Source organism: Corallococcus sp. CA054B, from assembly GCF_003611625.1.
Lineage (GTDB): Bacteria > Myxococcota > Myxococcia > Myxococcales > Myxococcaceae > Corallococcus > Corallococcus coralloides.
This window is the reverse complement of the sequence record NZ_RAVY01000087.1, coordinates 12,887-37,885: the sequence shown is the minus strand read 5'-3', so window position 1 is coordinate 37,885 and position 24,999 is coordinate 12,887. Positions and strand designations below refer to the sequence as shown.

26 protein-coding genes are annotated in these 24,999 nt (G+C 69.2%); 17 read left to right on the top strand and 9 right to left on the bottom strand.

Annotated features, from left to right (window positions below; all coding sequences use genetic code 11):
• The 4 genes from ogt to D7V80_RS21460 all read left to right on the top strand — a co-directional run.
• Positions 1–468, top strand: a 468-nt coding sequence (ogt, locus tag D7V80_RS21475) for a methylated-DNA--[protein]-cysteine S-methyltransferase (protein WP_120589924.1), incomplete at its 5' end; no start/stop codon positions are given.
• A 33-nt stretch (positions 469–501) separates the two neighbouring features.
• Complete coding sequence (locus tag D7V80_RS21470) at positions 502–1,317, top strand: isocitrate lyase/phosphoenolpyruvate mutase family protein (RefSeq protein ID WP_120589923.1); 816 nt, start codon at positions 502–504, stop codon at positions 1,315–1,317.
• A gap of 21 nt (positions 1,318–1,338) precedes the next feature.
• A complete protein-coding gene (locus tag D7V80_RS21465) occupies positions 1,339–1,926 on the top strand; it encodes a bifunctional 2-polyprenyl-6-hydroxyphenol methylase/3-demethylubiquinol 3-O-methyltransferase UbiG (RefSeq protein WP_120589922.1) in 588 nt (195 codons plus the stop codon).
• A gap of 202 nt (positions 1,927–2,128) precedes the next feature.
• Entirely contained in the window at positions 2,129–2,446 is a 318-nt protein-coding gene (locus D7V80_RS21460) for a hypothetical protein (RefSeq protein WP_147447168.1), read from the top strand.
• 74 nt (positions 2,447–2,520) lie between these two features.
• Here D7V80_RS21460 and D7V80_RS21455 read toward each other — a convergent pair whose 3' ends face one another.
• Positions 2,521–3,021 (bottom strand): DUF1579 domain-containing protein, encoded by a 501-nt coding sequence (locus D7V80_RS21455; protein ID WP_120589926.1) that lies wholly within the window; start codon positions 3,019–3,021, stop codon positions 2,521–2,523.
• Between the two features lie 122 nt (positions 3,022–3,143).
• On the opposite strand from D7V80_RS21455, the gene D7V80_RS21450 reads away from it, so the two are divergent.
• Positions 3,144–4,187 carry an NAD(P)-dependent alcohol dehydrogenase gene (locus D7V80_RS21450; protein WP_120589920.1) on the top strand — a complete coding sequence of 348 codons (1,044 nt, stop codon included), beginning with the start codon at positions 3,144–3,146 and terminating at the stop codon, positions 4,185–4,187.
• A 52-nt stretch (positions 4,188–4,239) separates the two neighbouring features.
• On the opposite strand, the gene D7V80_RS21445 is transcribed toward D7V80_RS21450, so the two are convergent.
• Positions 4,240–4,806 carry a TMEM165/GDT1 family protein gene (locus D7V80_RS21445; RefSeq protein ID WP_120589925.1) on the bottom strand — a complete coding sequence of 189 codons (567 nt, stop codon included), beginning with the start codon at positions 4,804–4,806 and terminating at the stop codon, positions 4,240–4,242.
• Positions 4,807–5,176: 370 nt separating this feature from the next.
• Here D7V80_RS21445 and D7V80_RS21440 point away from each other — a divergent pair, with 370 nt between their 5' ends.
• Entirely contained in the window at positions 5,177–5,431 is a 255-nt protein-coding gene (locus tag D7V80_RS21440) for a ribbon-helix-helix domain-containing protein (protein WP_014396286.1), read from the top strand.
• A 166-nt stretch (positions 5,432–5,597) separates the two neighbouring features.
• Entirely contained in the window at positions 5,598–6,071 is a 474-nt protein-coding gene (locus D7V80_RS21435; RefSeq protein ID WP_120589919.1) for a hypothetical protein, read from the top strand.
• Positions 6,072–6,083: 12 nt separating this feature from the next.
• Here the strand turns inward: D7V80_RS21435 and D7V80_RS21430 are convergent, their stop codons facing one another.
• The gene (locus tag D7V80_RS21430) at positions 6,084–7,157 is read right to left on the bottom strand and encodes a lysylphosphatidylglycerol synthase transmembrane domain-containing protein (RefSeq protein ID WP_120589918.1); all 1,074 of its coding nucleotides are present in this window, start codon (positions 7,155–7,157) and stop codon (positions 6,084–6,086) included.
• A 156-nt stretch (positions 7,158–7,313) separates the two neighbouring features.
• Positions 7,314–7,520 (bottom strand): DNA gyrase inhibitor YacG, encoded by a 207-nt coding sequence (locus tag D7V80_RS21425; RefSeq protein WP_120589917.1) that lies wholly within the window; start codon positions 7,518–7,520, stop codon positions 7,314–7,316.
• Positions 7,521–7,572: 52 nt separating this feature from the next.
• Between D7V80_RS21425 and D7V80_RS21420 the strand changes: the two genes are divergently transcribed.
• The gene (locus D7V80_RS21420) at positions 7,573–8,151 is read left to right on the top strand and encodes a magnesium transporter (protein ID WP_120589916.1); all 579 of its coding nucleotides are present in this window, start codon (positions 7,573–7,575) and stop codon (positions 8,149–8,151) included.
• 34 nt (positions 8,152–8,185) lie between these two features.
• The gene (locus D7V80_RS21415; protein ID WP_120589915.1) at positions 8,186–9,175 is read left to right on the top strand and encodes an NAD(P)H-quinone oxidoreductase; all 990 of its coding nucleotides are present in this window, start codon (positions 8,186–8,188) and stop codon (positions 9,173–9,175) included.
• Positions 9,176–9,180: 5 nt separating this feature from the next.
• On the opposite strand, the gene D7V80_RS21410 is transcribed toward D7V80_RS21415, so the two are convergent.
• Positions 9,181–9,609, bottom strand: a complete 429-nt coding sequence (locus D7V80_RS21410) for an MmcQ/YjbR family DNA-binding protein (protein ID WP_120589914.1) — start codon at positions 9,607–9,609, stop codon at positions 9,181–9,183.
• 77 nt (positions 9,610–9,686) lie between these two features.
• Between D7V80_RS21410 and D7V80_RS21405 the strand changes: the two genes are divergently transcribed.
• Complete coding sequence (locus D7V80_RS21405; protein WP_120589913.1) at positions 9,687–10,724, top strand: agmatinase family protein; 1,038 nt, start codon at positions 9,687–9,689, stop codon at positions 10,722–10,724.
• Between the two features lie 4 nt (positions 10,725–10,728).
• On the opposite strand, the gene D7V80_RS21400 is transcribed toward D7V80_RS21405, so the two are convergent.
• Positions 10,729–11,736 (bottom strand): hybrid sensor histidine kinase/response regulator, encoded by a 1,008-nt coding sequence (locus tag D7V80_RS21400; RefSeq protein ID WP_120589912.1) that lies wholly within the window; start codon positions 11,734–11,736, stop codon positions 10,729–10,731.
• Between the two features lie 258 nt (positions 11,737–11,994).
• Here D7V80_RS21400 and D7V80_RS21395 point away from each other — a divergent pair, with 258 nt between their 5' ends.
• The 7 genes from D7V80_RS21395 to D7V80_RS21365 all read left to right on the top strand — a co-directional run bounded on the left by D7V80_RS21395 (position 11,995) and on the right by D7V80_RS21365 (position 21,852).
• Entirely contained in the window at positions 11,995–13,335 is a 1,341-nt protein-coding gene (locus tag D7V80_RS21395; protein WP_120589911.1) for a trypsin-like peptidase domain-containing protein, read from the top strand.
• Between the two features lie 53 nt (positions 13,336–13,388).
• Positions 13,389–15,386 (top strand): serine/threonine-protein kinase, encoded by a 1,998-nt coding sequence (locus tag D7V80_RS21390; RefSeq protein ID WP_120589910.1) that lies wholly within the window; start codon positions 13,389–13,391, stop codon positions 15,384–15,386.
• A 162-nt stretch (positions 15,387–15,548) separates the two neighbouring features.
• Positions 15,549–15,920 carry a YccF domain-containing protein gene (locus D7V80_RS21385; RefSeq protein WP_120565731.1) on the top strand — a complete coding sequence of 124 codons (372 nt, stop codon included), beginning with the start codon at positions 15,549–15,551 and terminating at the stop codon, positions 15,918–15,920.
• Positions 15,921–16,065: 145 nt separating this feature from the next.
• Positions 16,066–16,548 carry an STAS/SEC14 domain-containing protein gene (locus D7V80_RS21380; protein ID WP_120589909.1) on the top strand — a complete coding sequence of 161 codons (483 nt, stop codon included), beginning with the start codon at positions 16,066–16,068 and terminating at the stop codon, positions 16,546–16,548.
• A gap of 195 nt (positions 16,549–16,743) precedes the next feature.
• Positions 16,744–17,928, top strand: a complete 1,185-nt coding sequence (locus tag D7V80_RS21375; RefSeq protein WP_120589908.1) for a right-handed parallel beta-helix repeat-containing protein — start codon at positions 16,744–16,746, stop codon at positions 17,926–17,928.
• 175 nt (positions 17,929–18,103) lie between these two features.
• Positions 18,104–20,449 (top strand): DUF1588 domain-containing protein, encoded by a 2,346-nt coding sequence (locus tag D7V80_RS21370; RefSeq protein WP_120589907.1) that lies wholly within the window; start codon positions 18,104–18,106, stop codon positions 20,447–20,449.
• A gap of 5 nt (positions 20,450–20,454) precedes the next feature.
• Positions 20,455–21,852: a DUF1552 domain-containing protein gene (locus D7V80_RS21365; RefSeq protein WP_120589906.1), complete on the top strand. Its 1,398-nt coding sequence runs from the start codon at positions 20,455–20,457 to the stop codon at positions 21,850–21,852.
• Positions 21,853–21,968: 116 nt separating this feature from the next.
• On the opposite strand, the gene D7V80_RS21360 is transcribed toward D7V80_RS21365, so the two are convergent.
• The 3 genes from D7V80_RS21360 to D7V80_RS21350 all read right to left on the bottom strand — a co-directional run bounded on the left by D7V80_RS21360 (position 21,969) and on the right by D7V80_RS21350 (position 24,776).
• Complete coding sequence (locus tag D7V80_RS21360; protein WP_120589905.1) at positions 21,969–22,442, bottom strand: SRPBCC family protein; 474 nt, start codon at positions 22,440–22,442, stop codon at positions 21,969–21,971.
• Between the two features lie 10 nt (positions 22,443–22,452).
• The gene (locus D7V80_RS21355) at positions 22,453–22,818 is read right to left on the bottom strand and encodes a helix-turn-helix transcriptional regulator (RefSeq protein ID WP_120589904.1); all 366 of its coding nucleotides are present in this window, start codon (positions 22,816–22,818) and stop codon (positions 22,453–22,455) included.
• A gap of 119 nt (positions 22,819–22,937) precedes the next feature.
• Positions 22,938–24,776, bottom strand: a complete 1,839-nt coding sequence (locus D7V80_RS21350) for a glycoside hydrolase family 15 protein (RefSeq protein WP_120589903.1) — start codon at positions 24,774–24,776, stop codon at positions 22,938–22,940.
• Positions 24,777–24,999: the final 223 nt, after the last annotated feature.

Here is a 24,999-nt window from a genome sequence, read left to right as displayed (position 1 = left end):
GCGCTCCTCGTCTGCGATGAGGAAGGCCGCCTGCGCGCGCTGGACTGGGAGGGCTACGAGGCCCGCATGCACCGGCTCCTGCGCCTGCACTACGGCGAGAACGGCTGCGTGCTCGAACCCGCGCGCGACCCCGCCGGCCGCACGTCCGCGATCCAGGCCTATCTGCGCGGAGACCTGGGCGCCATCGCCGCCCTCCCCGTGGAGACCGGCGGCACGCCCTTCCAGCGCGAGGTCTGGCGCGCCCTCCGCGAGATTCCCGTGGGAACGACGACCACCTACGGCCGGCTCGCTGAACGCATCGGGCGTCCCAAGGCCATCCGCGCCGTGGGCCTGGCCAATGGCGCCAATCCCATCAGCATCGTCGTCCCGTGCCATCGCGTTGTCGGTGCCAATGCCTCGCTCACTGGTTATGCAGGAGGCCTGGAGCGCAAACGCTGGCTGCTCGACCATGAGCAGACCCACGCCTGAATCCCTCTCACATCGTCACCGGAGCTCCCACGCATGACCGCCCGTCCCGACACCGCCCCCACCTTCCGCGCACTGCACCAGGGCCCTGACCTGCTCGTGCTTCCGAATGTCTGGGACGCCGGCAGCGCCCGCCTCTTCGAGAGCCTTGGCGCGAAGGCCATCGCCACCACGAGCGCCGGCATCGCCTGGGCCCTGGGCTTCCCGGACGGCAACGCGCTGCCCGTGGACGCGCTCGTCCACACGGTGCGCACCATCGCCCGTGCCATCCAGGTCCCCCTCACCGTGGACGCCGAAGCGGGCTACTCCGACGACCCGGCCACCGCCGCGGAGAACGTGGCCCGCCTCCTGTCCGAGGGCGCCGTGGGCTGCAACCTGGAGGACGGCAGCGGTCCTCCGGAGCTGCTCGCCGCGAAGATTGAACGCGTGAAGCAGGCCGGCGCGCGCCTGGGCGTGGACGTCTTCGTCAACGCGCGCACGGACGTCTACCTGCGCAAGCTCGTGCCGCCCGAGCGCCGCGTCGAGGAGACCCTGGCCCGTGCCGCCCGCTATCAGCAGGCCGGCGCGGATGGCCTCTTCGCCGCGGGCGTCACGGATGCGGCCGAGATCCAGGCCATCACCCGGGGCACCTCGCTGCCCGTGAACGTGCTCGCGCGGCAGGACCTCCCCGCCCCGGCGGAGCTGCGGCGGCTGGGGGTGCGGCGGCTCAGCGCCGGCTCCGCCATCCCGGAGGCCATCTGGGGCCGGGCCGGGGCGCTCGCGTCCGCCTTCCTCCGCGAGGGACACTCCGCGAGCCTGTTCGAAGCCGCCGCCAGCTACCCGTCCCTCAACGCGCTGATGAACAAGAAGTAGCCCCCCCGGAGGAACCGAGCCATGTCCCAGGAGGATCGCCAGCGCTGGAACGACAAGTACCAGCAGGCCACCGCGACGCGGGAGCCCTCTGACTTCCTCCGCTCGCTCGAGGACCGGCTGCCCCGAAAGGGCCGGGCGCTGGACCTGGCCGGCGGCGCGGGACACGACGCGTGCTGGCTCGCGCGACGCGGGCTGGACGTCACCCTCGTGGACATCTCCGACGTGGCGCTGGCGCAGGCGGAAACCCTGGCGCGCGACGCGGGCGTGCCCCTCACGCGCCTGCTCCTGGACCTGGAAACAGATGCCTTGCCGCCCGGCCCGTTCGACCTGGTCGTGTGCTTGAACTACCTCTGGCGGCCCCTCCTGGCCGCCGTGCCGAAGCTCCTTGCACCGGGTGGGTTGTTCGTCTTCGCCCAGCCCACCCGGCGCAACCTGCAACGCCATCCGCACCCGTCCGCGCGCTTCCTCCTGGATGAGGGTGAACTGCCCACCCTGCTCCCGGAGCTCCAGTCCCTCTCATTCACCGAGGACTGGACGGACACCGGACGTCACGAGGCGCGGCTCCTGGCGCAGAAGCCCCAGCAGGTGCCGCAGCCGGCCAAACCATGAATTGAACGAATTCACACTTTTGCCGCTTTGCGTCTGTGTAATGGACGGCAGTCCTTGCGGCATCGCACTTTCGTCTCATGGTCTTTCACATACAAATAGCGGTGCGCCCATCCCAAGCGCCCTGACGGAATGCATTGCCATTCCCTCAGGCCATCGAAGCCAGACTGGATCCGCCATGCATCTCGCAAAGCTTTTCCCCCTGATGGTGTCCGCAGCGATCGTCACGGCCTGTGGTGGTATGCCCCCGGAAGAGGGCTCGACGGAGCCCATCACGCAGCCCTCCCAGGAACAGGCCGACCCCGGCGCATCGTCGGACGACCGAGAAGTCCGCGCCTTCGGAACGTGCACCGGCTATGACGGCAACAACTACTGTCTCGCGGAGTGCAACGACGGCATCAACTACTACTACACCGTCGGGCACACCTCGGCGATCCCGTTTGGCGACTGCCGCTCGGCGGCGTTCCGCTTCTGCCAGAGCCTGGGCTACAGCGGCCACAATGACGCCTGCTGGGGCTACTAGCCGGCAATCCTTGACGTATTCGGCATGAGCAGCCGCCACGCCCCGCCTGGGCCCATTGACGGGGCGTGTGCACCTCAACCGCGCCGCTTGTACTGAATCTCAATGGCTTTCTGCGGCGCGGCCCCGGGCTCGATGTTGAAGTGCGTGATGACCAGCGCATCAGGACCGGCCACCTCGATGTCCACGCGCCAGCCCCAGCGGGGCGTCTGCTCACCGGTGTAGTAGCTGCCGGTGACGGAGATGCGGTCGCTCACCCCGGGCTCGCCCAGCAGGCTCATGATGTCCGTGCCGACGTGGAAGGTGTCCACCCACGACAGGGTGAACTGCCGCCCGTCCAGGTGGTAGCCCAGCGTCGCGATCCCGGACAGCGGCTTGCCGCCCATCGCGGACGTGTACTCGTGCACCACGTAGCGGCCGTCGAGCACGCTCCGGAAGGTGCCGGAGATGGGCGACTCATCCTCCAGCTTGTCGGGCTGGAACCACGTGCGCGCGACGCCTTCCCACGTGCCGACCAGGCGGGAGAGGAGGTGGTGGGGACCCGCGGACAGGGATTGCTGCAGACGTTCCTGGCTCATGGACGCGGAGTCTCCCGGATGCTCCCCGGGCAGGTCCACTTCCCCTGTCGTTCCCTCCGGCACGAAGGCCCCGGCGTCGTTAGATTGCCGCCCCTGCTTCGTTTCCCCATCAGGAGCCTTCCTTGCCTACGACCCCCGCCTATGCCGCCCCCACCGCGAAGGCCGCGCTCGGCCCCTTCACCGTGGAGCGCCGCGAGCCGCGCGCCCAGGACGTCCTCATCGACATCCAGTACTGCGGCGTGTGCCACTCTGACATCCACCAGGCCCGCGACGAGTGGGGCGGCGCCCTCTTCCCCATGGTCCCGGGCCACGAGATCGTCGGCAAGGTGTCCCAGGTGGGCAGCGCCGTCACCACGTTCAAGGTGGGTGACACGGTGGGCGTGGGCTGCTTCGTGGACTCGTGCCGCGAGTGCCCCCAGTGCCTCAACGGCGACGAGCAGTACTGCGACCGCGGCGCGGTGAACACCTACAACGGCCGTGACTACGACGGCCAGCCCACCTACGGCGGCTACTCCACGCGCATCACCGTGGACGCGAAGTACGTGGTGCGCATCCCGGAGGGCATCCCCCTGGACCGCGCCGCGCCGCTCCTGTGCGCGGGCATCACCACGTACTCGCCGCTGCGCCATTACGGCGTGAAGCCCGGCAGCAAGCTGGCCGTCGTGGGCCTGGGCGGGCTGGGCCACATGGGCGTGAAGCTGGCCAAGGCAATGGGCGCGGAGGTGACGGTGCTGAGCACCTCGCCGTCCAAGCGCGACGACGCGCTCGCCCTGGGCGCCGCGCACTTCGAGGCCACGTCCGACAAGGCGACGTTCAAGAAGCTGCGCCGGTCCTTCGACTTCATCCTGGACACCGTCTCCGCGCAGCACGACTACAACGCCTACCTGAGCCTGCTGAAGACGGACGGCACGATGATCATCGTCGGCGCGCCGGAAGCCCCCACGCCGCTGGCGGCCTTCTCGCTCATCCCCCGCCGGCTCAAGCTGGGCGGCTCGATGATTGGCGGCATCCGTGAGACGCAGGAGATGCTCGACTTCTGCGCCAGGCACCAGGTGGCCGCCGACGTGGAGGTCATCCCCATCCAGAAGATCAACGACGCCTACGAGCGCATGCTCAAGAACGACGTGCGCTACCGCTTCGTCATCGACACGGCGAGCCTGAAGTAGCGGCTCCCCCGAAGCCCCGGCGTCCCTGAACGCCGGGGCCCTTCGTGAAGCCTCAGCCGCGCCAGGCCGTCCAGAGCGACACGAAGCCGAAGAGGAAGAAGAGCGCGGCGGTGACCCACCGCACGTACTTCATGTTCACCCGCCCGGACAGCCGGTCGCCCAGGAACACCGCGAGGCCGTCCGACAGCAGCATCCCCGCCGTCGTCCCCAGCGTCACCAGCACCGGCGCCTGGTAGCGCGCGGCCACCGCCATGGTGGCCAGCTGCGTCTTGTCCCCCATCTCCGCGATGAAGAAGAGCGCCACCGTGGTGAGGAAGGCGCCGAAGCGCGGGGGCTTTCCGCCGTCGTCATCCAGCGTGTCGGGCTTGAGCGTCCACAGGCCGAAGCCCAGGAACATCACCGCCAGGAGCAGCGCCATCACCCGCGCGGGGACGTGCGTGGACACCCACGTGCCCACCGACGACGCCAGCGCGTGGTTGGCCACCGTGGCCACGAAGATGCCGCCCAGCACCGCCCACGGCTTGCGGAATCTGGACGCCAGCGAGAACGCCAGCAGCTGGGTCTTGTCCCCCATCTCACTGGCGGCGACGAGCACGAACGAACCGACGATTGCTTCCAACGACACGATGGCACCCCATCCCAGTCCCTGGCGCGGAGGATGTCGTGGAGTGGAGCGCTTCAGGGAGGAGCGCGCACGACGGACCTCGGCCAGGGAACGTTGAATCCCTGTCCGAAGGTCTCGTTCGTCTCGCGCGCTTGCGCGGGATGGGGGCCCGGGCTGTCACCAGCCAGTGTGTCGAGCGCCCCTCCGCCCCTCGCTGCCGGGCGGGAACTACTCCCCTTACGTGGATGCGCGAGTAACAGCGCATCGGGTTCCAAGTCAACCCGGCCCGTCGCGTGTTCCTTTTTTTGACGGCACGAGAGGCCGACCCCCTAATGCCCACGCCAGGTCGGTAGCGGCCTGTAGCAGCATTCCTGGAGGAAGCCCGATGCAGGATGGAAGCGCCAGCCCGCTGAGCCCCGACGCTCCGTCGTCCCCGTCCGCGGTGGAACCCGGTGAGGTCCGAAGCCCCGAGGCCGACATCGTCTCCACCCACGTCCTCGTTCCCGAGGAGCAGGTGCACAAGCTGCGCGAGCTGGCGCGGCGCACCCGCATCCACCAGAGCGAGTACCTGCGTGAAGCCGTGGAGGACCTGCTGTCCAAGTATGGCCGCATGCCCGCCAAGACAGAGGGCGAGTCGTGAGCGGCCCCCTGCTCCGCCGCCGCGTCCGGTCGCTGCGCGAACGGTTGTCGCGCTGGCTGGAGCAGGAGCTGTAATCCTCCCGTCATCGCCTCCAGGCCCCACCTGGAGCGCTCCGGGAGGAACACGCTAGGGTCGTCCGCCTCTCCTTCCAGGAGTCGCGCCCCGGATGCGTCCCACCCTGCTGTCCGCACTGCTCGCGCTGGCCGCCACCGGCTGCGCCACCCCCGGCTTCGAGAAGCTCTACCCCGGCATGACAGCCGCCCAGGTGGCGGACACCATGGGCAGGGGACCGGAGCGGGCGCAGGAGTTCACGGACGGCTCGACGGCCTGGTACTTCGACGAGGACCACTGCGTGCTGATGCGCGACCACGTACTCGTGGCCAAGTCCACCACGCAGACGCACACCGCAGTGCGCACGCCCGTGGCTTCGCTGAAGGACTCCACCAAGGCCTGGTGCGGTCCGCCGGGCACCGACGGCAAGCACGAGCAGCGCATCGAGACGCCCTTCGGCACCTTCAAGGGCACCGTGGACCCCGCCGCCGTCACGGATCAGGTGCGCAACAGCGTGCGCGCCCAGCAGGTGCCGCCCGCGTCCCCGCCCGCGACCGACGGAGGGCAGGCCCTCCAGCCCGCCCCGTAGCGGCGGAAGGCCTCAGGCCACCGACGAGCGGGTGACCGCGGTGTCGTCGTCCTTCTTCATCTTCCCCGCCAGCTCACGGAAGGACATGTGGCTGATGGACAGCAGGATGAGGCCGAAGGCGATCTGCTGGAACGTCTGGCACAGCCACAGCACGTTCGCGTAGGCGAGCCCGTGCGCGTTCACCATCGCGGCGGGCATGAACAACCCCAGGCCCACCTTGGTCGCGGCCTGGAAGGTGCCCATCATCCCGGGCGCGGCGGGGATCATCACGCCCACCACCAGCACGCACATCACGATGTAGGACTGGAACAGCGTCAGGTTCATGGGCTCGCAGGCCGTGCCCGCCGCCGCGCCGGAGCAGTCGAAGGCGCGCGCGAGCAGCGCCATGCCCAGGCCGTTCACGCCCCAGTAGGCGACCGTGTAGAGGAAGAACAGGGTGATGTGCTTGCGGTCGGGGAGCTGCCGCATGGCCCCCACGAAGGTGTCCACGACGTCCGCCACCTTGTCCGCGATGCCCGGCGAGAAGCGGCCCACGGTGGCGCGCACCAGCCGCACCGTGCGCTCCTGCTGCCACAGGCCCAACAGCAGGAACATCAGGCCGCCACCGAACACGGCGAACATCAGCCACGCGCCCAGCTTCACGTACCGGACCTCGGGGGTCTCCGTCGGGACGAAGAAGAGCAGCACGCGGAACAGCGCCGCGACGAAGAGGCCGTCCACGATGCGCTCCAGCACCACGGACGTCATGGCCGCGCTGCGGCGGATGGAGCTGCGCTGGGCGATGAGGAAGGGCCGCGCGAACTCACCCAGCCGGAACGGCAGCACCAGCAGCATCATGAAGCCGATGCCGGACGCTTCGTTCAGCTTGCGGAACGGGACGCGCTCCAGGCCCGACAGCAGTGCCCCCCAACGCAACGTGCGGAAGATGTGCACGAAGGTGAGGCACACGCAGTACGGCAGGATCCACGCGTAGTTGGCCGCCTTGAGGCTGGCGACCTGCGTGGACAGGTCCGTGTCACGGAAGGCCCACCACATGAAGGCAACGGTGACGAGCAGGCTGGCGATGAGGTTGACGGCGCGTTTCACGGCAGGCGGGTATAGCGTCACTCTCCCCGCGACTCCAGCGGCACGCCCGTCCCCTGCCCTCCGGGGCGCATGGGCGAGGGCCTTCCGGCGGCACGCTCCCCTGCCCAGTCGTTCGACCGGTCCGGGAATCTTCCAGCGCCGGACAGCGGCAACGGCTCAGGCGTCGTGGTGGCGGCGCGGCTCGCCGTCGGAGGGGAGCTCGTCTTCCTGCTGCTCGGCCTGACGGTCGGGCACGCGGTACTCCTCACCCAGCCAGCGGCCCAGGTCAACGGCGCGGCAGCGGCGGGAGCAGAACGGATGAGAGGTGTTCTCCGGACGCGGAGGCACGGGCTTCTGACAGATGGGACACGGCGTGAGTGGCATGGCGGATGGAGTCCTAGATAAGCCTTGACGCTCCGGCGGGCCAGGACGTTTCGTGCCCGGCCCCGTGCAGATGCCTCCGGAGACCGCTCACACGCTGTTGAAGGGCGACCGGCTGTCCCGGGACTTCACCGCCGTGGGCGTCGAGGACACGGTCGCCCAGGCGCTGGAGAAGCTGCGCGCCCACCGCTTCGTGGGCCTGCCCAGGGGCGAGGCGCGCGAGACGCGGCCGGGGCGCATGGCGCTCAAGCGCTTCCCGTGGCTGCTCGTGAACATCGCCGGCGGGTTCCTGGCGGCCACGACGACGCGGCTGTTCGAGCGCACGGTGGCGGAGCTGGTGGTGGTGAGCGCCTTCATCCCCGTGGTGCTGGTGCTGTCGGAGAGCCTGGGCGTGCAGACGACGGCGGTGGCCGCGTCGATGGTGACGCACGGCGAGGTGGACCGGAAGGTGGTGGCGCGCGAGGTGCTGGCCGCGAGCCTGGCCGGGTTGATGGCGGCGGCGGTGGTGGCGCTCCTGGGGCGCGTCTATTCGCCGGGGTTCGGCTTTCCCCTGGCGCTGTTCGTGGCGGTGCCGGTGTCCGACAACGTGACGCTGCTGACGTACTTCGGATGGGTGACGAGGGTGTTGCTGTAACGGTGGTGGGTCTTCTCGCGGAAGGGGGCAGGTCATGAAGGTCATGCGCATCACGAAGCCGGGCGGTCCAGAGGTCCTCGCGTTCGACGAGCGGCCGGAGCCGGTGCCGGGGCCCTACGACGTGCAGGTGCGCGTGCGGGCGAGCGCGCTGAACCGGGCGGACCTGCTCCAGGTGCGCGGGGCGTATCCGCCGCCGCCCGACGTGCCCCAGGACGTGCCGGGCCTGGAGTACGCGGGCGAGGTCGTGGCGGTGGGCCCACGCGCGCGGAAGTTCCAGCCGGGCGACCGGGTGATGGGGCTGGTAGGGGGCGGCGCGTGGAGCGAGGTCATCACCACGCACGAGCGCGAGGTGCTGCGCATGCCCAAGGGCCTGGACTTCGCGGACGCGGCGGCGCTGCCGGAGGCCTACCTCACGGCGTACGACGCGCTGGTGCTCCAGGCGGACCTGAGGCCCGGGGAGACGGTGCTGGTGCACGCGGTGGCGAGCGGCGTGGGTTCCGCCGCGGCGCTGCTCTGCAAGGCGATGGGCGTGCGGGTGGTGGGCACGGGACGGAGCGCGGAGAAGCTGGCCCGGGCCTCCGAGTGGGGCGTGGGCCATACGGTGCTGTGCGAGAGCAACCCGCCGGTGTTCGCGGATGCCGTACTGAAGGCGACCGACGGCCGGGGCGCGGACGTGTGCCTGGACCTGGTGGGCGGCGCCTACCTGCCGGAGTCCGTGAAGGCCATGGCGCCCCGGGGGCGGCTGATGCAGGTGGGCTCGGTGGCGGGCGCGCGAGCGGAGCTGGACCTGGGGCCGGTGATGCGCAAGCGGCTGACGCTCAAGGGGACGGTGCTCCGCAGCCGGCCCGCGGAGGAGAAGATGCTGCTCACGCAGGTGGCGGAGCGGCAGCTGTTGCCCCTGTTCGACTCCGGCGCGCTGAGGGCCGTAGTGGATGCCGTATTGCCCATGACGGAGCTCCGCTCCGGGCTGGAGCGGATGGCGGGCAACGGCACCGTGGGCAAGATCGTCGTCCGCTGGGACTGAAGCCGCTACACGCTCCGCTTGCGGGCGGGAGCCTTCTTCGCCGCTCGCTTGGGAGCAGCCGAGGCGGGCTCCAGCGCCTTGAGCACCCTGGCGGAGGCGCAGCGGCGCCAGGCCTCCTCGAGCAGGACCTCCAGCAGGCGCCGGTTCACGGTCCTCAGGCGCACGATGACCATGGGCCAGTCCTGATAGTGCGGCGTCACCTCGAACATGTCTGGCTTGGAATCCAGCAGGGCCTCGCGGTGGTCGAAATCCACCTTGATGACGATGGAGTCGTCATCCAGCACCCGCGCGAAGAGCTTGTCGCTCACCCGGAACCCGGGCGTTCCGTAGGAGGGGCGCTCCTCCGTCGACGGCAGGGCCAGCGCCATTTCGCGCACGTCGTCCACCGTGAGCCCGCCCTTGCGCTTCGCCACCGCCTTCTTCCGCGTCGCCATCCGTTTCCTCCCTGCCCTGCCGCCAGGCACCACCGAAGCCATTGCGCCCGGGGAGCGGAACCGTATCCTGCGCCGCCATGGCTACCCACTTCGACCCCGCCGCCGCCGCGCAGCCGGGCTCCGGCATCTTCGGCCTCCCCCACTCTCCCGACGAGGCCCACGTCGTCGTCATCCCCGTGCCCTTCGAGGCCACTACCAGCTACGGCGGCGGCACGTCCGACGGCCCCGTCGCCCTGCTGGAGGCCAGCAAGCAGGTGGACCTCTTCGACGTGGAGACCGGCCGCCCCTACGAGCGCGGCATCGCCATGCTGGAGGCCCCCGCCGACCTGCACACGTGGAACGAACGCGCCAAGGAGCGTGCCCTGCTCGTCATCGAGGCCGGTGGCATCGAGTCCGGCGAGGCCGAGCTGCTCTCCGCCGCCAAGGACGTGAACGGCTTCAGCGAGAAGCTCAACGAGCACGTCTACCGCACCGCGAAGCAGTGGCTGGAGCAGGGCAAGCTCGTGGCCGCGGTGGGCGGAGACCACGCCATCTCCTTCGGCATCATCCAGGCCCACGCGGAGAAGTACCCCGGCATGGGCGTGCTGCACCTGGACGCGCACGCCGACCTGCGCGTCGCGTACGAGGGCTTCACCTGGTCGCACGCGTCCATCTTCTACAACGTGTGCGAGCGCATCCCGGGCGTGAAGACGCTGGTCCAGGTGGGCCTGCGCGACATGAGCGAGAACGAGCACCGCTACATCGAGGACTCCGGCGGCCGGATCCACGCCTTCTACGACGCCGTCCTCCAGCAGAACCGCTTCGACGGCCTGCCCTGGAACCAGCAGGTGAAGCAGATCGTCGACAAGCTGCCGCAGCAGGTCTACCTGTCCTTCGACATCGACGGCCTGGACCCCGTGCTGTGCCCGAACACCGGCACCCCCGTCCCCGGCGGCCTGTCCTTCCCGGAGGCCACCGCGCTCGTCGCGGGCGTCGTGCGCTCGGGCCGCACCATCGTCGGCTTCGACCTGACTGAAGTGGCCCCCGACCCGGAGGGCAGCGAGTGGGACGCCAACGTGGGCGCCCGCCTGCTCTACAAGATGATCGGCTGGATGCTGAAGTCGCAGAAGGCCTGAGGCTTCAGGCCACGCGCGGCAGCGACACGCTGAACGTCGCGCCCTGCCCGGGGCGCGACTCGGCGGAGAGCGCGCCGCCGTGCAGCTTCGCCAGCTCCGACGCCACGTAGAGCCCCAGCGCCTCTCCCCGCGCGGGGCCCTCCGGGAAGGGCTGGAACAGCCGGGGCAGCTCCGCTTCGGGGATGCCCGGCCCCGGGTCGCTCACGCGCACCAGCACCTGCTCAGGGGACGCCTGTAGCTCCACGCGCACCCCGCCCTGCCGGGCCGCGTTCGACAGGAGCACGTCGAACACCTGCTCCAGGCGCTCCGCGTCGAAGCGAAGCCCCACCGCCTCCGGGGGCACCGTCACCTCCACCGGCACGCCCGGCCCCGTGGTGCGGCACCGCGCGACGGAGGCCTCCAGCGGCTGGCGCAGGTCCCCTTCCACCGGCCGCAACGTCACGCTGCCCGCGCTCAGCCGGGCGGCGTCCTGGAGGTAGCGGCCCACCCGCTCCAGCGATTGGATCTGGGCGCACAGCGCCTCCACCGCGCCCTTGCCTGGCGGAGGCAGGTCTTGAAGCGCGCGCAGCTCATTCTTCGCGGCCTCCAGCGGGCCCTGGAGCGACTGCGCCACCCACCGGCTCAGCGCCTCCACGGGCGTGGCGGGCTCCGGGGGCGCGGCGGGGGCCTTCTCCAGCACGTCGTGGATCAGCGTCTCGAAGTCGGTGATCTCAAAGGGCTTGTTGAGGAACGCGGCCGCATCCGGCGAGCCCTGCTGGAGCACCGCGCTCAAGAGGATGATGGGCACCTCGCGCAGCCCCGGCTCCTGCTTCAGCCGGCTGCACAGCTCCATGCCGCTCATGCGCGGCATCATGTGGTCCGTCACCACCAACCGCGGCCGGTGGGCCCGGGCGAGCGACAGGGCTTCCTCGCCATCCCGCGCGCGCACCACGTCGTGCCCCAGGTCCTCAATCACCTGGCTCAGGACTTCCAGCACCGCGGGTTCGTCATCCGCGACCAGGACGAGACTCATGCGCAACCACTCCCAAGGCCCCCGCGGGCAGCCAGCAACACGCCGCGCCGGGACTCCCAGGGCTGCCCTTGCTCCCCCAACGCCGCAATCGGCCCAGGGCAAGGACGTTCTGCCTGAAAGTGCGTTCGATCACGGCCGCACCATCTGGTCTATGAAGAGCGGGACGCCGCTTCCAGACACCCAGGGAATGGCTGAGGCCTTCCCGACATTCAGACTGTCTTCCGGGAGACAATTCCCGGCGGAGTACGGAGGAATGGCATGAGGGCAGCACACATCCGGTGGGGGCTCTTGCTGTGGGGGCTCGTGCTGGCGCTTCCGGCGCACGCGGACCTGTCCCGGCGCCGCAGCGACGTGGTGGAGGTCGTTCAGAAGGTCTCCCCGGCGGTGGTCTACATCGGCACCGAACAGGAGGTGGAGTCGCGCTTCCGGGGCCGGCCCCGCTCGCCCCTGGAGGAGTTCTTCGGCCAGGGGATGGCGCAGCCGGAGACGCGCCAGCGCATCACCGGCCTGGGCAGCGGCGCCATCATCGACCCGTCCGGCATCATCGTCACCAACGACCACGTCATCCGGGGAGCCTCCGCCATCCACGTGGTGCTCGCGGACGGGCGCACCTTCGACGCGGAGGTGGTGGGCAGCGACGCGAACAACGACCTGGCGGTCCTCAAGGTCAACGCGAAGGAGCCCCTGCCCACCGCGAAGCTGGGCACCAGCAGCGACTTGATGATTGGCGAGACGGTGGTCGCCATCGGCAGCCCGTTCGGCTTGAGCAAGACGGTCACGGCGGGCGTGGTGTCCGCCACGGGCCGCACCTTCCGTGCGGACAGCCGCGTCTACAACGACTTCCTCCAGACGGACGCGGCCATCAACCCGGGCAACTCCGGCGGGCCGCTGCTCAACGTGGATGGGGAGATCATCGGCATCAACACGGCCATCTACGCCAACGGGCAGGGCATCGGCTTCGCCATCCCCGCGGACAAGGTGCGGCGCATCGTGGAGGAGCTCACGCGCTTCGGGAAGGTGCGCCCCGCGTGGGTGGGCATGGACACGGCGGACCTGCCCTCACAGGTGGCCGCGCGGCTCGGGTGGGACCGCACGTACGGTGTCATCGTGACGAACGTGGATCCGGACAGCCCCGCCGCGCAGGCCGGGGTGCAGCGCGGAGACGTGGTCGCGGAGCTGGGTGGTTCTCGCATCCAGGACGCGGAGGATTTCGATTCACGCGTGCGCGGCTATCCGGCCCGCTCGGTCTTCCCCCTGGTGCTCTTCCGAGCAGGCGGCAACCGCACGGTGCAGGTGACGCCGGTCGAATTCCCAGCTCGCCTGCTTGAGAACCTGGCGTGGGAGAAGCTGGGACTCCGCGTGAAGGAGAGCAAGGGCGGGATGGCGATCGCGGCCGTGCGGCAGGGGTCGGCCGCCTCGGAGATCGGGCTGGAGCCGGGGGACGTGCTGTTGCGAATGAACAATCAGCCTGTCCCCACGGGTGACACTTTCCGTGAAGCCCTGCTGACGGCGCGACGGGGACGTAGCGTGCTGTTGCTCGTGCGGCGCGGGCGCTACGGCTACCACCTGACGCTGCCTTTTGAAGGGCAGCGAATCTAGGCGCGACCCGGGGATTCCAGGATCGACGGGAAGGGCACTAGCATGCCGTTCCCATGAGTTCGCCTCGCTATCAGTCACTCGGCCCCCTCCTTGCCGGAGAGGGCTCGCGTGCCTTCCTCGGACTGTCGCTGGAGGAAGGCGCCACGCCCCGCCCCGTGGTGCTCATCTGGGCACCGCCTGAAATCGCGCAGAACCCGGAGCTGGTGGCGCGCCTGGAGCGCGAGACGAACCGCGCCATCGTCTTCGAGCACCCGAACATCCTGCGCGTGCACGGCCTGGAGAAGCTGGACGGCGGCCTGGCGCGAGTCACCGAGTTCGCGGACGGCGAGCCGCTGCGGCGCGTACTGGAAGCGAACCCGCGCATGTCGCCCGCGTTCGCGGCGCTGGTGGTGGCGGACGCGGCCATGGGCCTGCACTACGCGCACGTGGCGGGCAACGACGACGGTTCGCCGCTGGTGCACGGAGACATCCGGCCCGAGACGCTGATGGTGTCCTTCAGCGGCTACACGAAGGTGACGGGCTACGGCGCGCTGTCCGTGGCGCCGCGCGAGCGCGGTGGCAAGCGTGTGAAGAACCGCCGCGCGTACACGTCCCCGGAGCAGCTCTTGGGCGGACGTGAAGCCGTGAACGTGCAGTCGGACGTGTTCCTGCTGGGCCTCACGCTGCACGAGTGCCTCACGGGGAAGATGCCGTTCAAGGAGTCGGCGGATCCGGACAAGGCGGTGCTCAACCGCGCCCTGCCCCCGATGCCCGCGGACGTGCCGCTGAAGCTGGATGCCGTGGTGCGCCGCGCGACGACGAAGCGCGCGCTGGAGCGCTATCCGTCGGCGCTCGCGTTCCGCGAAGCGCTGGTGGATGCGATTGGCAAGCTGCCGACGCACGAGGAGTTCGCGGAGCACCTGGCGAAGCTGTTCCCGCCGGAGAGCGACGCTCGCGCGGCGCGCAGGGCGACGATTGAGAAGGGCATCGCGGAGGCGCTGGCGAAGGCGGGCATGCCGGCGCCGCAGATCGCGGAGCTCATCGCGAACGGCGCGGGGCTCGCGGAGCCCGTGAAGAGCAAGGTGCCGGAGTTCTCCTCGGCGGAGAGCAGCAAGCCGGCGCCCGTGCAGCCTGTGGCCTCCGCGCCCGCGCAGACTCCGGTGGCGCAGACCTCAGCGCCCGTGCAGGCCGCGCAGGCTTCGACGTCCGCTGTCGCGCAGAGCACGCAGGCAGCGACGCCCGCGAAGAACACGTCGACCGCTCCGGTCCCGGCGTCAGCGCAGGCCTCGGGGCCAAACACGAGCACCGCCGCGGTGCCTGCTGGCGCCACGGCCCAGACCGCGACGCCCTCCCCTGCTCCGGCTGCCTCTACGGAGACGCGGCCTACGGGTCCCATCTTCGGTGGCGCGGCGAGCCCTGCTGCGCAGACGGTGGCCGCGCAGAAGCCTTCACGCTCCTGGGTGCCGTACGTGGTGGGCGGGCTCGTACTGACGCTCGGCGCGGGCGCGGTGATCGTCCAGCGCCAGCTCCAGGGCACGATGACGGTGGAGACCTTCGACGCGGGCCTGCCCATCGTCGTGGCCGAGCCCTTCGACGCGGGCGTCGAGGACGCGGGCGTGGACGCCGGTGTGGACGCGGGCCCGACGATGGGCATCCTGGACCTCACCGTGGAGCCGCGCGTGGAGGTCACGCTCAACAACGCGCTGCTGGGCCGCACGCCGCTGTCCGCGTCGCTGCCGCCGGGCAAGCACCTGCTGACCTTCACCAACGGCGCGCTCGGCATCTCCGTATCGCGCACCGTGACGGTGGCCCCCACGGGCCGCTCCGCCTACCAGTTCTTCCTCAACAAGGCCTTCATCAACGTGCGCGGCCCGGCTGGCGCCAACGTCACCGTCGACGGAAAGCCCGTGGGCGTCGTCCCGGTCGAGGAGCTGGACGTCTACGAGGGCTACCACCGCCTCAACGTCACCGTGGGCCCGTCGCACTGGCAGAAGACCTTCACCATCGAGCCCGGCCAACGCGTCAACTTCGACGTGGACTTCCAGGAGCCCCAGGAGGCCGCGGAGGAGTAGGCGCCGGTTGGCGGGATGCCTCCACGACGGGGCTCGGGGATGGACAGACACCCCGCGCCCTGGCTCAAGCGATGGCAGCGCGCGCGGCTCCTGGAATCGAGGCCTGGCGAAATTCAGACGGGCTCATGTCATCGACTGACGACTCCAACGTATAAGCCGAACATGAACCTGCTTCTGAACCTGTTGTGGATCATCTTCGGCGGAGGGCTGGTGCTCTGCCTCGAGTACCTGTTGGGTGGACTGGTGCTCTGCCTCACCCTCGTCGGCATCCCGTTCGGCGTGCAGTGCTTCAAGATGGCTGGCCTCGCGCTGATGCCCTTCGGCAAGGACATCGAGGATCTTCCCAGCGCAGGCGCGATGAGCTTCGGGCTCAACATCGTCTGGGCACTCTTCGCTGGGATCTGGATCTTCCTCACCAACGTCGTCATCGGAGTCAGCCTGGCGCTGACGATCATCGGCATTCCGTTCGCGCTGCAGCACCTCAAGCTCGGAATGGTCGCGTTTGCTCCGTTCGGCAAGCGCATTCGCGGCTGAACGCCCCCTCCACCCGGCTCCCGGAATTGGACGAGTTGATCCGCCGACAGTGGCTTTCGGTGGTGAAGCCCGCTTCAGGCCAGACGCCCAATACCGGGAGTACAGCGGGTTGCGACAGCCCCTGCCCCCGGGAGAGCATGGCCCAATGACTGCTTCTTCCGAGCACGGAGGCCCGGCGGCGCTCGACGCACCGGATGTCGTGGGCGCCTTCAAGGGCCGCACGCTGGGCGTGGCCATGGTGGGCAGTGTGCTGGTCATTGCGCACAACGCACTGCCACCCGCGCAGGACGAGTGGGTCCACTACTGCGACCTCGTCGGCCAGAACATCACCACCATGAGCGCACAACTCGTGGTGGCGGAGGGGCATGGCCCGAACGCCGCCCAGCGCCAGCAAGCGCTCGACCAGGGCGCAAAGGTGAAGGGCGCCACCATTCCGCCCACGGCCGTGCTCACCCGCTCGCCGCTGGTGCGCGGCATCGTCACCCTCTTCAACTGGTTCACCCCCAAGGCCATGCGCGCCTTCCCGCCGGAGGATCTGGAGGCCGCGGCCCGGCACTTGAAGATGAGCAACGCCGAACTCCAGCGCCTCGTGGACATCGCCCACGCGCTGAGGCCTCAAGAGGCGTGACACCTGGTGTCCGGCGTCTGCCTGTCTGGAGGACGCCGGCAACAGGCGCAGGGGCGGTTGCCCGCATTGAGACCGGGGTCAAAGGGGGGTGTCACCCTTCGGGCAGCGCGCTGCCACCCCTGGGGGGGATGCCGACTGGGGCGCCGTGTCCAGCCTGTCTGCTCGTGGCCGGACTGCTCCGGCCTGGGAGGCAGCATGCAACAGACACGCGGATTCGTCGTCGCCTTGGCCATGACCACCTTGCTCACGGGGGCGTCCGCCGCCAAGGCCGGTGGCTCGGTGCAGCTCGATGCGGATACCCAGGTGGCATTCAACCTCGGTGGGGCCACCGTCCATTGCGGTGACACCCTCACCCAGCACACGAAACTCACCCGCGATCTCAACTGTCCGGGCTCGGATCCCTTCGCGCTCCGGCTCGATGGCGAAGACATCGTCCTGGACCTCGGCGGCTTCACCGTGCGCCGCACCGGTCCGGTGAATGAGGACTCGCAGGGCATCGTGGTCGTCAACGGCAGGATGATCCGCAACGGCACGGTTCAAGGCTTCGGCAGGGGAATCATCACCGCCGTTCCCGTGACCGTGGCGAACCTGCGCCTGCACAAGCTCGCGCTCCTCGACAACGGCGTCGCTGTCTTCAGCCAATCCTCGACGAACTTCCTCATCACGGAGTGCCGCCTGAGCGGGAACGGCGCCGGGCTGGACAGTGAGTTCGATGCGTCCACCGGTGTCTTCGACGTGCGCTCCTCGGTGTTCACCCACAATGGGACCGCGATGTTCGCGGATTTCCATTTCATCGACGTGCGCGACTCCACCTTCACGTCGAACGAGCTTGTCGGCTTCTGCTTCGGTGGCGCCTTCCGCTTCAGGACGAGCACGCTCGCAGGAAACACCTCCGTGGCCGCGATGCGGGTCGACCTGGGTGGCCCGTTCACCTGCGGCGAGATGCGGTTCGAGAACTCGCTCATCGCGGACAACACCGCGTTCGCGACCCCGACCGACCCGGTCTGGGAGACGAACAGTTTCGCGATGATCGACACGCTGGCCGTCAACAATGGCACGGCTCTCCCGGTCGCGGCCCTGAGGGTCTACGTCGACGGCAATACCTTCTTTGACAACACGGGCGGCGGCCTGATCCTGTCCGACCTCCCGGCGTCCACTCCCGTCCCGCTCGTGGGCATCGTCCGCGGCAACCAATTCCTGAGCAACGACGGAGATGGCCTCCGGGTCCTGCCTCCCAGCACTCCCACGGTGCTCAACAACGTCGCCCTGGGCAACACGGGCTTCGGCATCAACGCGCCCACCGCCTTCGACGGGGGAGGGAACGTCGCGCGAGACAATGACGCGGGCGACTGCGTGGGCATCATCTGCGCCCCCTTCTGACGACACACCCGGTGAAGCAGGCTCCAGGCTGAGCCGCGAGTCCCGCGTCTCCGGCAGGTGAAGCGTGCGCGTGGCGGACGGCAGCCGCCTGATCAGGAGGGGAGCCAGTCCCGGCTAAGCCCGTTTCGCAGGACCCGCTTGCTATTTCACCTGCCGTCCGTGCCAGACTGGCCGGATGAACCGCGTGCTCCTGCTGGCCGGACTGTTGAGCCTCGTTGCGTGCAAGGGCAACATCGGGCCAAACACCAACGACGGAGGCCCCAACAAACCAGTGGATCCAGTGGATCCAGTGGACCCGGGGGATCCCGGTGGGCCCGTGGGCGCCGCGTGCGTGGTGCAGTCGGTGCTCACCCATCGCTGCGCCAGCTGTCACGGCGCGCTGCCGACCCAGGGGGCGACGATGCCGCTGCGCACCCTGCACGACATGCGGGTGAGCTCGGCGATGGATGGGAAGCTCACCAACGCCCAGCGCGCGCTCATCCGCATGCGCGACGACGCGTCTCCGATGCCGCCAGCCCCGCATGAGCGCGCGAGCGCGGCCGAGCGCACCGCGCTCGACACCTGGATCAAGGAGGGGATGCCCCTCTGCAGTGGCACGGACGGGCCGCCCGTCACCGTAGTGCCCGAGCCCAACCTGCTCGATCAGTCCACGCTCTTCACCTGCACCGAAGGCGTGCGCTCGGATGCGCCGACGCGCATCCGCCGCATGAACCGGCGCGAGTTCACCCGCAACGTCGGTGGCTCGGTCGAGCGCAGCTGGACCGGGTTCAGCTTCTACGACAACCCGCTCGATCCCAGCGCCATCGAGCAGTACAGCTCCTGGGCCACGGACGAGACGCTGGACGAGGCCACGGTGGAGCTCTTCCTGCCGGTGGTCGGCGCGGCCGCCTCGCCGTGGACGATGAACTACCCGGACGGCAACCGGATGGAGCGTGTCTTCACCAACAACCGCTTCAGCTGCATGTTCAACGACGCGAACCCGAGCGACACCTGCAAGCGCTTCCACCTTGGCCAGATGCTCGAGTTCGGCGTCTTCTTCCGCCCGCCCACCGAGGATGAGCTCACCCGCCTCACCGCCTTCGCGACCTCGGTCATCGCGCAGGAACCGAGCTACTCCCCGCGTACCCGCGCGGACTCCATCACGCGGATCTCCAACGCCGCGTGGATGATGACCGGCGCCATGTTCCGCCGCGAGATGGGCGGCGAGCCGGCCGACGGGCGCGTGGAGCTGACCAGCCTCGAGCTGGGCTCGCAGCTGGCCTACGCGATGGCAGGGCGCGCGCCCTCGGCCACGCCGAGCTTCGTGTGGCCGTACTACTCCGCGCCCCTCGAGGGGCATCTGGCGGACGTGGCCATTGCCGCGAAGGATGGCTCGCTCACGCAGGATGCGACGACCACCGCCCTGATCAAGAAGCACCTGGGCGGCGTCGACGCCAACCAGAACGGGACACCGCGCTTCGATCTGGTGCAGGACTACAACGAGGAGCAGCGCTCCAAGCGCGGGCAGTACTGGCTGGGTGACGGCGTCGCGGGCTTCTTCCGCGAGTGGCTCGGCTACGAGCACGTGTCCGCGGTGTTCAAGGAGTCCCCGGCGGCGACCTCGCGCTTCGAACTCGAGGGGCTCGGCTACATCAGCGCCGTCTCGTACGACAACCTGCTCACCAACTTCCACCCGCTGGAGCCGACCTTCATCCAGCAGTTCGACGATCTGATCGCGCGGGTGGTGGTCGAGGACCAGGACGTGCTGGCGAACCTGCTCACCACGCGCACCTTCTATGTGCCCTCCATGCAGAACGCGGCCTACGACTCACACAAGGGCCTCTCGCACCCCTACAACGTCAGCGAGATCCTCCCGGCGACCGTCGCGGGCCGCTGGAAGACGCTGCCTGCCACGGAGCGCGCGGGGGTGCTGACCCACCCGGTGTGGCTGGCCGCGCACGGCGGCAACTTCGAGGACGATCCGTCCATCGTCCACCGCGGCAAGTGGGTGCGCGAGAACCTCCTGTGCGGCTTCGTCCCGCCGCTCAGCAGCGTGCAGGTGGCAGCCCAGGTCGGCGCTCACGCCGCCGACAAGAACGCGCGCCGCCGCCTGCAGGAGGCGACCGCCGGATCGCAGTGTCAGGGCTGTCACCGTCTGATGGAACCGCTCGGCCTGCCCTTCGAGATCTACAACCACGCGGGCTTCCTGCGCGCGCGGGATCACTCGCCCAGCGGAGGCTGGACCACGCCGGACGGAAGCTCGACGCTCACGTCGATGCCGGACCCCGCGCTGGACGGTCCGGTGCGCGACGCGGTGGAGTTGAGCGAGCGCCTGGCGGCCTCGCGGCACGTGAAACGCTGCTTCGTGCGACAGGCCTTCCGCTACTTCATGGGACGCCCGGAGAACCCGAGCGACGCCTGCACGCTGACGCAGATGGAGCAGGCGTATGATCAGAACAACGGCTCGTTCTCCAAGATGCTGACCACGCTGATGACAAGCGACACCTGGAAGACGCGGCGCGTGCCGCAGGCTGGAGAGTGACTGCCATGTTCTCGCGACGAACCGTCCTGAAGGGCATGGCCGCCGGCCTCTTCGCGCCCTACTTCCACGACGTCTACGCCCAGTCGTCAGCGCTGCCGGCGCGCCTGGTGCTGGTCCTCGAGTGCAATGGCGTCTACCCCCGCGCGCTCCTGAGCACGGGCACCCGCGCGGCGCTGGGGGGGCGCGCCAACACCACCGACCGCCTCTTCTGGGACGCGTACAAGGACACGCCGCTGGTGCGTGAGGGCGACAATCTCGCCAGCGCGATCAGCCTCGGGCCGTTGGCGGGGTCATCCGGCAACCTCGACCTGGTGAACCGCTCCGCCGTGCTGCTGGGGCTCTCGAACCTCATCGCGGGCGGCGGGCACTCCAGCGGGACGGGCGGGCTGAGCTGCGCGGTGAACGGCGCGGGCGCGACCTTCGACGCGGTGATCGCACCTCGCCTGCGCCGGGGTGCACCGTTCGACGTGCTGCGCCTGGGCACCAGCTCCGCGCGCGTGTCGATCGTGTACGAAACCTGCGCGCTCGGACCCCGCAAGCCCGCGGGCATCATCGTCAACCCGTCACTCGCGTTCGACAGCACCTTCGGCTCGCTGCTCGGCGGCTCGACGAATGGGCGCGATCGCAAGATGCTCTTCGACTTCGCGCTGGCCGACTCGCGCAAGGCGTTGGCGGAGTTCAAGGGCAACTCCAACGAGCGGCTGAAACTGGAGCGCTACCTCTCCTCGCTCGAGTCGCTGCGCACGCGGGAGGATCAGCTCGCGGGCATGGCGGACCGCGTGCGGCCCTACCTGCCGCTGGCGCCGAAGGACAACCCGCTCCTCACCGGCGCGGGCTCACCGCCCGACTCGCTGAAGTGGTTCGAGGCGCAGTTCCAGATCGCCACGGCGGCCCTCCTGGGCGGGCTGACGAACACGGTCGTGCTGGCGACGGGCACCTCGGGCTTCGACGTGGCCTACGGCCCGGACGTGAGCGACGTCCCGCGACACAGCTTGCAGCACGGCCTGGATGCGGGGCAGAACTGGGAGCGCGTCGCCGAGGTCACCCGCCGCCACGTGCAGCTGGTGGCGAACCTGGCGAGGACCCTGGCCGCCACGCCCGAGGTCGGCGCGAGCGGCTCGATGCTGGATCACACGGCGATCGTCTTCATGTCCGACAACGGCGAGCAGCACCACTCCACCTCGCGTGAGTGGCCGAAGCTCGTGGTGGGCGGCAACGCGCTGGGCCTGAAGACCGACGGGCGCACGGTCGTGTACCCGAAGTACGACGCGGCCCGGAACCGGCAGGTCTCCAACCTCTTCAACACGCTCGGCCACGCGTTCGGAGACGCGGACTTCAACACCTTCGGGCAGGAGGGCAGCACGCGCATCGCGCCGGGACCGCTCAGCGAGCTGTATGGCTGAGCCGCGAGAGCGGGCCGCGGAACCTGTCAATCCGAGCGAGAACGTCCCCGCCTGACGCTCCCCGCTTGGAAGCCTGCCCGCGCTGGCGCAGGCCTCCTGGCGCGGGAGCGAGGACTTCATGCCCGTCCTGCGCTCGCCTCCAGGGTGACGAGAAGCTCGTCCAGTTGCTGGAACGTCTCGACCAGCGCTTCCGCCGCCCCGCCGGCAGCGTCGAGAGCCTCCTTCGAGGGGTAGAGCTCGCTCACGACCAGCAGCGTCTGGTCCCCTTTTTCCTCGAAGGTCACCGTGGTGACGGACGCATCGTCACCCCCTTCCTCATTGGTCCAGACGAGGCGCGAGTGCGGTGTCACTTCGGTGTACCGACCGAAGAACGCCATCCCCTGGCCGAACACCAGACGGTACGTGCCCCCGGTACGGACATCCATCTCGCAGGAAACCAGGGTCATTCCCATCGACTTCGGCACCCACCACTTCTTGAACAGCTCGGGCTTTGTCCACGCCTCGAACACGATGCGTGCCGGAGCATTGAAAGTCCGCGTGACGACGGTCTCACGCTCGGACTTCCGTTCCACGGTCGTGCGGTTCTTCATGGGTGTGGGCTCACTCTCTCTTCTTGCGTCCATCCACCTGCTCCTTCTGTTTCAAGTCCTCGACAACCTTGTCCAACTCGTCGAAGCGGGCGTCCCAGAGCTGGCGGTACCTCTCGAGCCAGGCCATCTCTTCCTCCAGGCGGCGCGGGCCGATCTTGCAGGTCCGCACGCGCCCGACCTTCTCCGTGCTCACGAGCCCGGCCCGCTCCAGGACACCGACGTGCTTCTTCATGCCCGTGAGGGTCATGTTGAACTTCTCGGCAAGGTCCGTGATCGAGGCCTCCGCACGCCCGAGCTGCTCCAGAACACCGCGACGGGTGGCGTCGGAGAGCGCGGCGAACGAAGCATCGAGGCCGGCATTTGCATACTGAACCATGTGGTTCAGTGTCTAGCACGCGGAGAGCTGGCACGCAATGGCAGTTCGAGCGCGCGCTGCTTGAACAAGGTCCCCGCCCTGGAGCTCCCGGGCCTTCCGAAGAAGGCCCGGGAGCCGCGTCAGGCGCGGGGCTCGGTGAGGGTGTAGGCCGCGTTGACGAGCGAGAAGTGGCTGAACGCCTGCGGGAAGTTGCCCAGCTGCGCGTGCAGCTTCGGCATGTACTCCTCGGCGAGCAGGCCCAGGTCGTTGCTCAAGGACAGCAGGTGTTCGAACAGCCGCCGGGCATCCTCGAAGCGCCCCATCATCTGGTACGTGTCGGCGAGCCAGAACGAGCACGCGAGGAAGGTGCCCTCCTCTCCACTGAGCCCGTCCACGGAGCCCGAGGCGTCCGGCTTGAAGCGGAGCACCAGCCCGTCCTGGATCAGTTCGCTCTCGATGCGCTTCACCGTGCCCACCACCCGCGGGTCCGTTGCTGGAAGGAACCCGGTCAACGGGATGTAGAGCAGGCTCGCGTCCATCTGCTTGCCGCCGTAATACTGCGTGAAGCTGTTCAGCTCGGGATTGAACCCCTGCGCGCAGACCTCCTCGAAGATGCTCTCCCGGGCTTCCAGCAGCCGCTCCATCGGGGCCGCCATCTTCGTCTCATCCGAGGCCTTGATGGCCCGGTCGAGCGCCGCCCACGCGGCCACCTTGGAGGCGGTGAAGTGGCGATTGGGTCCGCGCATCTCCCAGATTCCCTTGTCGGGATTCCGCCAGACCTTCATCGCGTGCTCGGCGACGTTGAGCAGCGCGCGCTGCGCGACGGGGCCGACCTCGCCGAAGTATTTCGCGCCTGCGTAGAGCACCGCGGCCACCTCGCCGAGCACGTCGAGCTGGAACTGGTTGTAGGCCCCGTTGCCGATGCGCACGGGCTTCGCGCCACCGTAGCCATCGAGCCAGTCGAGCTCGGACTCCGTGAGGCGGCGCTCGCCTCGGATTCCGTACATGATCTGCATCTGGGCGGGGTCTCCCGCGATGGCGCGCATCACCCACTTCCAGAACGAGGACGCCTCATCGCTCAGGCCCGCGCGGTTCAGGGCGTTGTGCGCGAGCACGGCGTCGCGCAGCCACGTGAAGCGGTAGTCCCAGTTGCGTTCGCCTCCCGGCGTCTCCGGGAGCGACGTGGTGGGCGCGGCCACGATTCCGCCCGTGCTCTCGTAGCTGCAGGCCTTGATGGTGATGAGGGAGCGGACGACCTCGTCGCGGTACTTCGGCGGCGGGACGATCTTCGACACCCACTGGGTCCAGTAGCGGTCGGTCTCCTGTTCGGCCTTGTCGGCATCCAGGTTCGGCGGGACCTGATCCAACCACGAGTAGTTCCAGCTCATCACCCAGGAGAACCGCTGGCCCTCGGTCACCTCGAAGTTCGAGACCAGCGGGGACGCGGTATCCCTGTCCGTGCGCCGGAGGAACAACGCGTCCGGGCCGGCGAACGCACGGAGCGAGCCGCCCACGCTTTCCACCCTGGGGATGGAGCGGCCGAAGGCGAAGCGTGGCGTCAGCTTCGAGTGCATCGCCACCCTCCCCTTCACTCCCACGACGGTCCGGACGAGCCTGGGGACGTCCTGGCCGACAGGCATGAAGTCGATCACCCGGACGGTTCCCGAGGCGCAGGTGAACTCCGTCTCCAGGATCAGGGTGTCCTTCCGATAGCGGCGGGTGATCTTCTGGATGGACTCCCTGGGTGCGAGCGCCCACTCGCCGTTCTCCTCCGTCCCGAGCAGGCTCGCGAAGCAGGCGTCCGAGTCGAAGTCCGGCAAGCACAACCAGTCGATGGTCCCGTCCCGGGCGACCAATGCCGCCGAGCGCAGGTTTCCGATGAGCGCGTGATCCTCGATCCTGCGGTTCGCCTGGACCCCCAGCTGCGCAGGGATGACAGGCTCCTGGGCCTTCTTTTGCTGCGTGATTTTTTCCGCCATTGCCTTGGCTCCCGAATGCCTCGCGATCAGACCTTGACGCTGGCGCCCGGGACGTGGAGGCGCAACCGCTGCGGCGGAGGGAGAGCGACCGCTTGGTGCTTCGGGGGCAAGAAGCTGCTCCCTTGGAGGTCGCCGTAGTACTTCTTGCAGAAGGCGCTCTTGCTGTTGCGCACCTCCGCGACGAAGAGCGCACGTCCGGCCACGCGCTTGGGGAAGACGGGCT